We start from the raw sequence: 12,333 nt of genomic DNA, 5'->3' as shown, positions 1-12,333 counted from the left end.
CCCCGCGATTACCGGGTGGACTTCTGGCGCGGCATCGCGCTCGCGATGATCTTCGTCAACCACATCCCGGGCAATGTCTGGGAGAACTTCACCTCCCGCAATTTCGGCTTCTCCGACGCGGCCGAGCTGTTCGTCTTTTTGGCGGGTTTCGCCTCGGCCTATGCCTATGCCCCGCTGTTCCTGGCGGGCGAACGGGTCGCGGCGACGCTGAAAGCGTGGCGCCGGGCGGGCGTGCTCTACCTCGTCCACATCACCCTGACCGTGGCCGCCATCGGCATCTTCTCCTGGGCGGCGCTGGCGCTCGGCTATGGCGACATGATGCGCACGATCGGGCTGCGCTCCTTCATCACCATGCCGATGGAAACGATGATCGGCGTTGCCGGCCTCGGCCACCAGCTCGGCTATGTGAATATCCTGCCGATGTATTGCGTGCTCCTGTTGATGCTGCCGCTGCATCTGGCGCTGGCGCAGATCAGCCGCGGCGCGATGCTCGCCAGCGCCGTGCTGATGTGGATCGTCGCCTATGTCTGGGCGATCGACGTGCCGGCCTTCCCGCTGCCCGGCGGCTGGTTCTTCAACCCGTTCTCCTGGCAGCTGATCTTCGCCGTCGGCCTCTATTGCGGACTGAACCGCCGCGAGACGGGCGTCGCCGTGCCCTATCGGCCATGGCTCTACGCGCTGGCGCTCGCTTATGCGCTGCTGGCCTTCCTGACCATCCGCTTCGGCCTGTGGTGGGTCTGGGGCCAGAGCCCGCTGCCGGTGCTGATCACCGGCTTCGACAAGACCTATGTCAGCCTGACCCGGCTGCTGCACGTGATGGCGATCTGCTACCTCTTCGCCAATGCCGCGGCGACCTCGCCCTTCGCCAACATCTCGCGCGACAACATCTTCACCATGCTGGGTCGGCATTCGCTGCCGGTCTTCGCCGTCGGCACCGTTCTGTCGCTGTGCGGCCAGGTGCTCAAGCATGGTTCGGAGCCGTCGATCTGGTTCGACACGCCGATGGTGCTGGCCGGTCTCGCGATCCTCTTCGGCCTCGCGCGCTATCTCGACTGGTGGCGCGTTGCCCAGAAGGTCACGGTCCGCAGCAGCGAGGCGGCCAGCGAGAGCGCACGCGGCGCCATCGCCACGCCGGACGAGCCGCTGGCCCCGATCCTCAAGACACGCCGCCCGGTCTGACAATCTTTCCCGACATGCGAAAACGGGCGCCGATGGCGCCCGTTCTGCATTCGGTCGTCTGGGTCGGTCCTTACCGCATGACCGGCATGGCGAACTCGGCACCGTCCTTGATGCCCGACGGCCAGCGGCTCGTGACCGTCTTGGTGCGGGTGTAGAAGCGGAATGCGTCCGGGCCGTGCTGGTTGAGGTCGCCGAAGCCCGAGGCCTTCCAGCCGCCGAAGGTGTAATAGGCCAGCGGCACGGGGATCGGCACGTTGACGCCGACCATGCCGATATTGATGCGGCTGGCGAAGTCGCGGGCGGCGTCGCCGTCACGGGTGTAGATCGAGACGCCATTGCCGTATTCGTGGCTCATCGGCAGGTCGATTGCTTCCTCGTAGTCCTTGGCGCGCACCACCGACAGGACCGGACCGAAGATCTCGGTCTTGTAGATATCCATGTCCTTGGTGACGTCGTCGAACAGGCAGGCGCCGACGAAGAAGCCGTTCTCGTAGCCCTGCATCTTGAAGCCGCGGCCGTCGACGGCGAGCTTGGCGCCCTCTTCGACACCCCGGTCGATCAGGCCCAGCACGCGCTTTTGCGCCTCGCGGGTGACCAGCGGTCCCATGTCGACATCGTCGCCGGCCGTATAGGGCGCGATCTTCAGCGCCTCGACCCGCGGGATCAGCTTCTCCATCAGGCGGTCGGCGGTCTCCTTGCCGACCGGAACGGCCACGGACACCGCCATGCAGCGCTCGCCGGCCGCGCCGTAGCCGGCACCGATCAGGGCGTCTGCCGCCTTGTCGATGTCGGCGTCCGGCATGATGATCATGTGGTTCTTGGCGCCGCCGAAACACTGGACGCGCTTGCCGTTCGCGCAACCGCGCGAATAGATGTACTGGGCGATCGGCGTCGAGCCCACGAAGCCGATGGCCTGGATGTCCGGATCGTCGAGGATCGCGTCCACCGCGCCCTTGTCGCCGTTGACGACATTGAGGATGCCTTCCGGCAGGCCGGCCTCGATCATCAGCTCGGCCAGCATGATCGGCACCGACGGGTCACGCTCGGACGGCTTCAGGATGAAGGCGTTGCCGGCGGCGATCGCCGGGGCGAACTTCCACATCGGGATCATCGCCGGGAAGTTGAACGGCGTAATGCCGGCCACGACGCCCAGCGCCTGGCGGATCGAATAGAGGTCGATGCCGGGGCCGGCACCCTCGCTGAACTCGCCCTTCAGGAGATGCGGCGCGCCGATGCAGAACTCGGCGACCTCGAGGCCGCGCTGCACGTCGCCCTTGGCGTCGGGAATGGTCTTGCCATGCTCGCGCGACAGCACCTCGGCCAGCTTGTCCATGTCGCGGTTCAGAAGCTCGACGAACTTCATCATCACGCGGGCGCGGCGCTGCGGGTTGGTTGCGGCCCATGCCGGCTGCGCCGCCTTGGCATTCGCGACCGCCGCGGTCAGCTCGTCGGCGCTCGCCAGCGCGACCTGGGCCTGGACCTCGCCGGTGGCCGGATTGAAGACGTCGGCCGTGCGGCCGCTCGTGCCGGCGACGCGCTTGCCGCCGATGAAATGTCCGATCTGTTCCATCCGGTTTCCTCCTGTTGCGGGTGTTGCCCTCAGTCTTCGCGCAGGCAGCGGCGAAAGCCAATCCTTCTCTTTGCGCATCCGTTGTGCGTAGATTGAAGTCTTTGGCGCGGATTGGAGAGGATCGGACGTGAACTGGGACGATGTCAGGCTGTTTCTCGCGGTGGCGCGGGCCGGTCAGATCCTGGCGGCCGCGCGGCGGCTGGAACTCAACCACGCAACCGTCGGCCGGCGGCTGACGGCGCTCGAAACGGCCCTCGGCGCCCGGCTGCTCGACCGGCGCCCGAATGGCTGCGAGCTGACGCCCACCGGCCGCGACTTCCTCGAACAGGCCGAGCGCATGGAAGCGGCCATGCTGGCGGCGCGTGCCGATATCGGCGCCACCGAACTGGCGCTTTCCGGCACCGTCCGCGTGGGAACGCCCGACGGTTTCGGCACGGCGTTCCTCGCCCCCCGCCTCTGGCGACTGACCGAACGCCATCCCGACCTCACCGTCCAGCTCGTGCCGGTGCCGCGCGCCTTTTCGATCTCGCGCCGCGAAGCCGACATCGCGATCACCGTCGCCCGCCCCGAGGCCGGGCGGCTCGTCGCCGGCAAGCTCACCGACTATGCGCTCGGGCTCTATGCCTCACGCGGCTACATCGCCGCCCATGGCGCCCCGGCCTCGCTCGCCGAGCTCGGCCGGCACCGTCTCGTCGGCGCGGTCGAGGACCTCCTCTACAGCCCGCGGCTCGCCTACCACACCGACATCGTCGCCCACTGGCCGGCGCATTACGAGGTGTCGAGCGCGATCGGCCAGACCGAGGCCGTGGCCGCCGGCGCCGGGATCGGCATCCTGCACGGCTTCATGGCCGCCGATCGCCCCCAGCTCACGCGTATCCTGCCGGAGGAAACGATCCATCGCAGCTACTGGCTGGTCTACCATGAGAGCGTTCGCGACATCCGGCGGATCGCCGCCGTCGCCGACTTCATCCGCGACTGCGTCAGCGCCGAGCGCGCGGTCTTCGCCGCCGGCTGACCGGCGCCTCACCTCGCCGCGAGTTCGACGCGAGGGCCGCGGGTCTTATGTGACCTTGGACCAGCGGACGCACCTCCGGGTCATCGCGAGCATCCGGACGGACACTTGATCGCCGTCAATCCTTCGGCCGCCGCGCCATGCGCATATCGGTCGGAGCCCGAACGCGAAGGAGACCGCCATGTATGCCAGGATCATGATCCCCGTGGACCTCACCCATGCCGTCAAGCTCGACAAGGCGCTGAAGACGGCCGCCGGTCTCGCCAGCCTCTACAATATCCCCGTGCACTATGTCGGCGTGACCTCCAACGCGCCGTCCGGCGTCGCCCATACGCCGGAGGAATATGCCGGCAAGCTGGAGGCCTTTGCGGCGGGCCAGGCCCGCGACCACGGCGTCGAGCAGACGTCGAAGGCCTATGTCCGCCACGATCCGAGCGTCGAGCTGGGCCGCACCCTTCTGGACGCGATCGACGAATGCGGCGCGGACCTCGTGGTCATGGCCTCGCATGTGCCGGGGCTGCCGGACCATCTCTTCACATCCCATGCAGGCCATCTGGCCACGCACACCTCCGCATCCGTCTTCGTGGTGCGCTGACCGGAGCGCCCCGGCGCCGCATCCGCTGCAAACCGCCGCCGCAGTTTTGTGCAGTGGCGGCGCGTCGCACCGCCGATGCCGACACGTTCAGGGAAGAGCTCCGGGCGCCGGCCGGCACGACGGCCATCGCGCCTGACGACCTGTCATTACTGTCAATTTTACATTTCCTTCACGGAAGGGAGGGCAAAGTCCGGCCGTCTTAGTTTCAGCGTCGCGATCGGTTTGCCGATCCAAACGGCCGGATATCGGCGACAGGTGTTTCCTTGGCCGCATTTGGGCAGAACTTACTCGTCGACCATTCCCTTGGTTTCGTCGCGACGGCACTCGTCGTCTGCGCCATCATGGCCGCGATCGTCCTGACCGTTCTCGACCGCGCCAGTTCGGTCGAAGGCGGCCGGCGCTACAAGTGGATGGCGGTGAGCGCCGCGGTTGCCGGCCTCGGCGTCTGGACGACCCATTTCGTGGCGATGCTCGGCTTCCGGCCCGACGTCATTCTCGGCTACGATCCCATGGTCACGATCGTGTCGGTGTTCGTCGGCATCCTGTTCGTCGGCCTGCCCCTGGCGGCGACCGTCCTGGTGCATTCGCGGGCTGCCCGGATGGCGCTCGGCGCGATCGCCGGCCTCGGTGTCGGTGCCATGCACTTCACCGGCATGAGCGCGTTGCAGGGTTGCCTCGCCGCCTACGATCCACTGGTGACGCTGATCTCGCTCTTCGCCGGCGCCGGGTTCTTCGCCGCGGCGATGTCGATGCCGCCCCGTGGCAAGCAGCGCCTCGCCGTCGCCGCGCTGATGGTGCTGGGCGTCTGCTTCCTGCATTTCATCGCGATTGCGGGCCTGACCCTCAGCGCCGCCCCGGCCGCCGAGGTCTGGATCGTCGAACCGGTGACGCTGTCGGCCTTCGTCGCGCTCGCCGCGCTGATGATCTTCATCACCGCCTTCATCCTGGCCGTGAACGGCGAGAAGCTGGACGCCTCGTCGCGAGCGGCCGCTGCCGACGCGGCGGAGCATCTGCGCGTCCTGTCAGCAGCGCTCCAGAACATGTCGAACGGCCTCGTCATGGTCGGCCCGGACGGGATCATCACGCTGCACAACGAGCGCGCCTACGAGCTGCTCGGCATCGGCCCGAACGAATTACGCTCGGGGCTGGCGCTGTCGTCCTTCCTCGACAATTTCGGCCACAAGGCGGGCTGGGACGCCGCGCGGATCGACCGGGTGATCGACAATCACACCGTCTGGATGCGCCGCTCCACCATCACCCGGGTCGAACACCATCTCGCCGACGGCCGGGTCATCGGTGTCGCCTGCTGCCCGATGGCCGACGGCGGCGCGATCCTGACCTATGACGACATGACCGAGGCCCGGCAGGTCCAGGCCACGATCACGCACATGGCCTATCACGACGCGCTGACCGGACTGCCGAACCGCCGCAGCTTCCAGGACGAGCTGAAGGCGCGCTTCGATTCGGCCAAGCCGACCACCATCGTGATGATCGACCTCGATCGCTTCAAGGCGGTGAACGACACGCTCGGCCATCCGGTCGGCGACGCGCTGCTCATCCAGGTCGCGGACCGGCTGCGGGCCTGCTGCGATCCGAACGATCTGATCTTCCGCCTCGGTGGCGACGAGCTGGCGATCCTGCCGGGCGACGACGAACACAGCGATACGCTGGCGCGCCGCGTGGTCGAAGGCTTCGAGCGCCCCTTCACGGCCGACAAGCACCGCATCAGCATCGGCTGCAGCGTCGGCCTCGCCACGGCCGACGACGTGGACGACCCGGACCTGGTCGTCCGTCAGGCGGACCTTGCCCTCTACAAGGCCAAGAAGAACGGTCGCAACCGCATCGAGCGCTACGAAAGCGGCATGATGGAGGATGCGGTCAAGCGCCGGGACCTGGAAATGGACATGGTCCGGGCGTTGAAGGAGGGCCAGTTCTCGCTGAATTATCAGCCGCTGTTCAACCTGCCGACGCGCGAACTCGTCGGCTTCGAAGCGCTGATCCGCTGGACCCATCCGACCCTTGGCCTGATCTCGCCCGTCGACTTCATCCCCTTGGCCGAGGAGACCGGGCTGATCACCGAGATCGGCGAATGGGTGCTGAACGAAGCCTGCCGCGAGGCCAGCCGCTGGCCCGGCGAACTCTACGTGTCCGTCAACGTCTCCCCGGTCCAGCTGCACAAGACCGACATGCTGCGGCAGGTGACGAGGGCGCTGGCCGAGCACGGCCTGACGGCGCAACGCCTGGAGCTGGAGCTGACCGAGACGGCCATGGTCGACGACGGCCGCCGGATCAACGCAACCCTGACCGCCCTGCGCAGCCTCGGCGTGCGCATCGCGATGGACGATTTCGGCACCGGCTATTCGTCACTGGCGCATCTGCGCGAATTCGATCTCGACCGGATCAAGATCGACCGCAGCTTCATCGATTCCGCGCCCGACGATGTCAGTTCGCTGGCGGTGCTGCGGGCCGTCACCATGATGGCCAAGGACCTGTCGATCGCTACCACCGGCGAAGGCGTGGAAAGCGAGGAGCAGCTGGCCCGCCTGCTCGACCTTGGCTGCGGAACGGCCCAGGGCTATCTCCTCGGTCGCCCCATGACGGCCGAGGCCGCCCGGGCTCTCATGCAAACCAGCGACGCCATGCAGCAGGCCGTCGCCGGGATCGCTCCCGGCGAGCTGGCGCGCGCCTAGACCCGGTTCGAGACCGCCGCCTGTTCGAAGGTCGCCATGCCGGAATGGCATTCGGCCGCCGCCTTGACGATGCCGGCAGCCAGCGCCGCCCCGGTGCCCTCGCCCAGCCGCATGCCAAGGGCGAGCAGCGGCACCTTGTTCATCGCCTCCAGCGCCCGGATATGGCCCGGCTCGGCCGAGACATGGCCGAACAGGCAATGATCGAGGGCCTGCGGGTCCATGGCGTGGAGCACCGCCGCCGCCGCGGTCGAGACGAACCCATCGACGATCACCGGCACCTTCTGCATGCGCGCGGCGAGGATCGCGCCGGCCATCGCCGCGATCTCGCGTCCGCCGAGGCGCCGCAGCACCTCCAGCGGATCCGACAGATGCCCCGCGTGGCAGGCCAGGGCCCGGGCCACCACCTCGGCCTTCTTTTCCACCCCGGCCGAATCCTGTCCCGCGCCGGGGCCGACCCAGTCGCGCGGTTCGCCGCCGAACAGCGCCGTGAAGATCGCCGCCGCAACGGTGGTGTTGCCGATGCCCATCTCACCGATGCACAGAAGGTCGGGCTCGCCGGCCAGCACCTCCATGCCGAAGGCCATGGTGGCGGCGCAGGTGCGCTCGTCCATCGCCGCCTCTTCGGTGATGTCCTTCGTCGGCACTTCCAGCGCCAGGTCGAAGACCTTCAGGCCGAGATCGTAGGTCGCGCAGATCTGGTTGATCGCCGCGCCACCGGCCGCGAAGTTCGACACCATCTGAGCCGTCACCTCGGGCGGAAAGGGTGACACGCCCTGCCGGGTGACGCCGTGATTGCCGGCAAAGACTGCAACCAGCGGGCGCCGCACGGCCGGCTGGCGCCCCTGCCAGGCGGCGAGCCATTCCGACAGTTCCTCCATGCGGCCGAGGGCGCCCGCCGGCTTGGTCAATTGCGCCTCGCGCTCGCGCTTGGCGTTCACCGCGGCCACGTCGGGGCCGGGCATGCGGCGGACCAGATCGCGAATGTCGTCGAAGGGCAGTCCGGTGGTGGACATGGAGCGAATCCTCTAGGTTCCGGAACGTTGACGGCGCGCGGCGCCGCTCGGGAATGGAAAGCGTTGCCGCCGCAATGGCGCAGCCGCGCGCGGGGAGCAAGAGCCGCCATGGAGCGATATGTCGCCGCGACGCTGCGCAGCCTCGCCTTCCTCACCCGCATGCCGCCGGCCCCATGGGCCTTCTCCGGCCATCATCCCCTCGGCGACGACACCCACGCCTTTCCGGTGGCGGGCGTCATCGCCGCGCTGCCGGCGGCTCTGGTTCTCATGCTTGCCGCCGCGCTCGGCCTGTCGCCGCTGGTCGCCGCAACGCTTGCCGTCGCCGCGCTGGTGTTCACCACCGGCGCCCTGCACGAGGACGGGCTGGGCGACGTCGCCGACGGGCTCGGCGGCCATCACGAGCGCGAACGCGCGCTGGCGATCATGAAGGACAGCCGGGTCGGCAGCTATGGCGCGCTGGCGCTCGTCCTGTCGGTAATCCTGCGCATCGCCCTCGTCGCCGAACTCGCGGGCACCTACGGAGCCCCCAGCGCGGCGCTGGCGCTGGTCGCCGTCGCGGCGGTCAGTCGCGGCGCCATGGCCTGGCTGTGGTCGTCGCTCGTCTCGGCCGATCCCGGCGGCCTCGCCGACCGCGTCGGCCGGCCCGACACCCGCACCGGCCGGCTGTCGCTCATGATCGGCACGATCCTCTATCTCGCCGGCGGTCTTATCGCCTGTGGCATCGGCACGACACTGGCCGGCTACGCCTTCGGGGCGCTGACCCTTTTCGGCTTTCGTCGCTTCATCATGCGCCGGCTCGGCGGCCAGACCGGCGACTGCCTCGGCGCCGCGCAGCAGCTCGTCGAGCTGGCAGCCCTGACCGGCCTTGCCGTCTCCATCGGCTGAGAGGCTCACAGGCCGAGGGTCCAGGCCGCCAGAGCGAGGATCGCCGCGATCGACAGGAGAAGATTGGCCATCCCGCCGAACAGGCCGAGCGCCGCCGCGATGTCCGCGACATTCGCGCCACGCCGTCCCGCCGGATTGAGCATCGGCGCATCGACCACGAGCTCGCCGTAGCGCCGCGGGCCGCCCAGCGACAGATCGAGGGCGGCGGCGACCGCAGCCTCCGGCCAGCCGGCATTGGGCGAGCGGTGCCGCGGCGCATCGCGCCGGACGATACCCATCACCGCGCCGACCAAGGATGAGCGGCGGGCGCGAAAGGCGGCGGCGAGGGCGAAGAGCAGCGCGGTGAGCCGCGCCGCCGGCCAGTTCATGGCGTCGTCGAGCTTTGCCGAGGCGAAACCGAAGGCGCGGTAGCGGGCATTCATATGGCCGATCATCGAATCGGCGGTGTTAACCGCCTTGTAAGCCAGCAGCCCCGGCAGGCCGAAAACCAGATACCAGAGGAACGGCGCCACCACCCCGTCCGAGGCGTTTTCGGCGAGACTCTCGATGGCCGCCCGGCAGACCCCGGCCTCGTCCAGCGCATCGGGATCGCGGCCGACGATCATCGCCACTGCCCGCCGTCCCCCGGCCAGCCCCTCGCACTCCAGCGCGTCGGCGACGGCGCGCACATGGTCGACGAGGCTCTTCTGGGCGAGAAACACCGCCAGGACGAGGATCTCCAGCACCCAGCCGAGCGGTCCCGCCATGGCGAACACGCGAGACAGGACGAGGCCGATCGCGACCGCTCCGACGATGAGGATCGCAGCGGCGACAAAGCCGTTTCGTCGCCGGCGGGCCTGGGAAGAGCCCTCGCGGTTGAGCCTCGCATCCAGGGCATCGACGGCCTTGCCGAACAGCACCACCGGATGCGGCAGACGGCGCCAGAGCCAATCCGGGTCGCCCACCAGCCGGTCCAGCCCCGTCCCGGCAAGAAGCAGGGCGAAATGCAGGCTCATGGCGCGCCGTCGATTTCGGCGAGCGCCACGCGCAACGCCGCTTCAAGACGCGCGGCCTCTGCCCCATCCGCAGGATTGCCGAATCGCAGCCAGTCGCCGGGCGTCTGGAACGGTCGGGTGAGGATGCGGCGCCGACAGAGTGCAGCGAAGAGATCGTGGGCGCGCGGATGCGCGACGGTGGCGAATAGCCCCGTGCCGCCCACCAGCGGCAGGCCGACGGCGCCGAGCGTGGCCCTCAGGAACCGTTGCTGCTGCAGGATGCCGGCCCGCGTCTCCGCCACGAGAGCGTCATCGCCCAGCAGCGCCGCGCCGATGGCGAGCGCCGGTCCGGAGACCGCCCAGGTGCCGAGCCTCTCCCCGAGCTGCGCGGTCAGGGCCGGCGTCGTCAGTGCAAAACCGAGGCGCAGCCCCGCCAGACCGAAGAACTTGCCGAAGGAGCGATAGACCAGCAGCCCGTCGCGCCCGGTGCGAGACGCGAGCGAGCGGGACCCATCGACATCGGCAAAGGCTTCGTCGACGACCAGAAGGCCGTCCCGCGCCGCCAGCCGATCGGCGAGGGCGAGCAGTTCCGCCGGCTCGAAGATACGGCCATCGGGATTGTTCGGGTTGACGACCACCACGATCCGCGCCTCGGCCGACACTGCCTCCAACTGCGCGAAGCGGGTGACCCGGTGGCCAGCGGCGGCGAAGGTCAGGGCGTGCTCGGAATAGGTCGGCGCGAGGATCGCGACATCCGTCGGCGCGAAGAGATGCGGAAGCGCCGCAATCAGCGCCTGCGTCCCGGGGGCGGCGACGACGCCGGCCATGTCGGGCGCGCCGTAGCAGCGCCGCGCCGCTTCCAGCGCGTCGTGCTCGAGCCCGGCCTCGGGGAGCCGCTGCCAGAGCGTCGGATCGAGTTCCGGCAGAGGGGGCGGTGACGGGTTGATGCCGGTCGACAGGTCGAGCCAGTCGGCCCGTGCGCCACCATGGCGCACGATCGCCGCATCCAGTGCCCCGCCATGCTGGAGCGCTTTGGGATCGGGCGACGCCATCACGCCTCCCCATCGATGAGATGAAGGAAGGAGCCGAAGACGCTTCCCCGCCGCAGGCCGTAATCGCCCAGTGCCTCGCCGCGCGCATCCTCGGCGGTGAACAGCGGGTCGCCCGGCCCTTCCGAGACGATGGCCGTGTAGTGAAACTCATGCGCCCGCAGCGGTCCGGCCCAGGGACCCGGGCCGCACGGCGTCAGCCGACGATAGCCGAGATGCAGCCGGCGCTCGCGAAAGCTCGTGCGCAGCGGCAAGAGGCCGAGCATCGGATGAGTGTCGCCCTCCGCATCGGTCAGCGCCTCGCCGAGCACCATATAGCCGCCGCATTCGCCATAGATCGCAACGCCCCTCGCCGCCGCGGCCAGCATGGCTGCCTTGAAGCGGCTGGCCCCGGCGATCTGCCCGGCATGGAGCTCCGGATAGCCGCCCGGCAGATAGATCGCGTCGGCGCGGTCGTCGGGCGCCTCGTCGGCCAGCGGCGAGAAGAAGGACAGTTCGGCCCCGGCCCGTCGCCAGCCATCCATGAGATGCGGATAGGCAAAGGCGAAGGCCGCGTCGCGGGCGATCGCGATGTGGCGGCCGAGCGGGGCAAGCGGTGTCGCCTGCGGATGGCTGCCCTGCGGGTCGTCGCCGCCGGCCAGAGCGGCAAGGGCCGGCACGTCGCAGCCGGCGTCGATCCAGTCGGCGGCCCGGTCGAGAAACGCGTCGAGATCGGCGTGCTCGCCGGCCTGCACCAGCCCCAGATGGCGCTCGGGCAGGGCGAGATCACTCTGTCTCGGCAGTACGCCCAGGACCGGAATGCCGAGGGGGGCCAGCGCCTCGGTGAGCAGCCTGGCATGACGCGGCGAGCCGACACGGTTGAGGATCAGGCCCGCGATCCGGATATCCTCGCGATGGCTGGCGAAGCCCCGCACCAATGCCGCCACCGAATGGGACTGGCGGGCGCAGTCGACGACCAGCACGATCTTCAGCCCGAGCCGGGCCGCGAGATCGGCGGCCGAACCGCTGCCATCGGCCGCACCGTCGAACAGGCCCATCATCGCCTCGACCACAAGGCCGCCCGTCCCGCGGGCCTCTGCCGCCAGTTCGGCGAGCAGCGCCGGCCGCATCGCCCAGGGATCGAGATTGACGCAGGGCGCGCCGCTGGCGGCGGCATGGAAGGCGGGGTCGATATAGTCCGGCCCGGCCTTGGCCGATCCGACCGCGATGGCGCGGCGCCGCAGTGCTCGCAGGAGCCCGAGGGTCACGCTGGTCTTGCCGGCGCCCGAATGGGGCGCGGCGATCATCAGTCCGCTCATCACCCGGACCCCGGCCCCGCATTGGCAACCGGACGCTTTCCGCCGGCCCCCGCCCCGCCTATAAGGCG

Annotated in this window: 10 protein-coding genes; 5 read left to right on the top strand and 5 right to left on the bottom strand. The window is 69.2% G+C overall.

What is annotated here, in order from left to right; all coding sequences use genetic code 11:
* The first annotated feature begins 15 nt into the window (after positions 1 to 15).
* On the top strand, positions 16 to 1,179 hold the full coding sequence (locus N7I30_RS12940; RefSeq protein ID WP_498639347.1) for an OpgC family protein: 1,164 nt from the start codon (positions 16 to 18) through the stop codon (positions 1,177 to 1,179).
* 70 nt (positions 1,180 to 1,249) lie between these two features.
* Here N7I30_RS12940 and N7I30_RS12935 read toward each other — a convergent pair whose 3' ends face one another.
* Positions 1,250 to 2,749, bottom strand: coding sequence for a CoA-acylating methylmalonate-semialdehyde dehydrogenase (locus N7I30_RS12935; RefSeq protein WP_188075211.1), 1,500 nt, complete (start codon positions 2,747 to 2,749; stop codon positions 1,250 to 1,252).
* 127 nt (positions 2,750 to 2,876) lie between these two features.
* Here N7I30_RS12935 and N7I30_RS12930 point away from each other — a divergent pair, with 127 nt between their 5' ends.
* From N7I30_RS12930 to N7I30_RS12920, 3 genes are all read left to right on the top strand, one after another.
* Positions 2,877 to 3,764, top strand: coding sequence for a LysR family transcriptional regulator (locus N7I30_RS12930; RefSeq protein WP_187389968.1), 888 nt, complete (start codon positions 2,877 to 2,879; stop codon positions 3,762 to 3,764).
* Between the two features lie 178 nt (positions 3,765 to 3,942).
* Complete coding sequence (locus N7I30_RS12925) at positions 3,943 to 4,356, top strand: universal stress protein (RefSeq protein ID WP_498639344.1); 414 nt, start codon at positions 3,943 to 3,945, stop codon at positions 4,354 to 4,356.
* A 263-nt stretch (positions 4,357 to 4,619) separates the two neighbouring features.
* A complete protein-coding gene (locus N7I30_RS12920) occupies positions 4,620 to 7,046 on the top strand; it encodes an EAL domain-containing protein (RefSeq protein ID WP_498639342.1) in 2,427 nt (808 codons plus the stop codon).
* Here N7I30_RS12920 and cobT read toward each other — a convergent pair.
* Entirely contained in the window at positions 7,043 to 8,059 is a 1,017-nt protein-coding gene (gene cobT, locus N7I30_RS12915) for a nicotinate-nucleotide--dimethylbenzimidazole phosphoribosyltransferase (protein ID WP_498639340.1), read from the bottom strand. The genes N7I30_RS12920 and cobT overlap by 4 nt on opposite strands.
* Positions 8,060 to 8,167: 108 nt before the next feature.
* Here cobT and N7I30_RS12910 point away from each other — a divergent pair, with 108 nt between their 5' ends.
* The gene (locus N7I30_RS12910; protein ID WP_498639338.1) at positions 8,168 to 8,944 is read left to right on the top strand and encodes an adenosylcobinamide-GDP ribazoletransferase; all 777 of its coding nucleotides are present in this window, start codon (positions 8,168 to 8,170) and stop codon (positions 8,942 to 8,944) included.
* A 5-nt stretch (positions 8,945 to 8,949) separates the two neighbouring features.
* On the opposite strand, the gene cbiB is transcribed toward N7I30_RS12910, so the two are convergent.
* The 3 genes from cbiB to N7I30_RS12895 are packed head-to-tail and all read right to left on the bottom strand — an operon-like array spanning position 8,950 to position 12,265.
* The gene (gene cbiB, locus N7I30_RS12905) at positions 8,950 to 9,939 is read right to left on the bottom strand and encodes an adenosylcobinamide-phosphate synthase CbiB (protein WP_498639337.1); all 990 of its coding nucleotides are present in this window, start codon (positions 9,937 to 9,939) and stop codon (positions 8,950 to 8,952) included.
* Positions 9,936 to 10,970, bottom strand: coding sequence for a threonine-phosphate decarboxylase CobD (cobD, locus tag N7I30_RS12900; RefSeq protein ID WP_498639335.1), 1,035 nt, complete (start codon positions 10,968 to 10,970; stop codon positions 9,936 to 9,938). The genes cbiB and cobD overlap by 4 nt, the downstream gene beginning before the upstream one ends.
* Positions 10,970 to 12,265: a cobyrinic acid a,c-diamide synthase CobB gene (locus N7I30_RS12895; RefSeq protein WP_498639333.1), complete on the bottom strand. Its 1,296-nt coding sequence runs from the start codon at positions 12,263 to 12,265 to the stop codon at positions 10,970 to 10,972. The genes cobD and N7I30_RS12895 overlap by 1 nt, the downstream gene beginning before the upstream one ends.
* Between the last annotated feature and the right edge of the window lie 68 nt (positions 12,266 to 12,333).

It is taken from the genome of Aurantimonas litoralis (assembly GCF_026153195.1).
GTDB classification, from domain to species: Bacteria; Pseudomonadota; Alphaproteobacteria; order Rhizobiales; family Rhizobiaceae; genus Aurantimonas; species Aurantimonas coralicida.
Note: the sequence above shows the minus strand (reverse complement) of the source record. Positions and strands in the feature narration are given on the sequence as shown.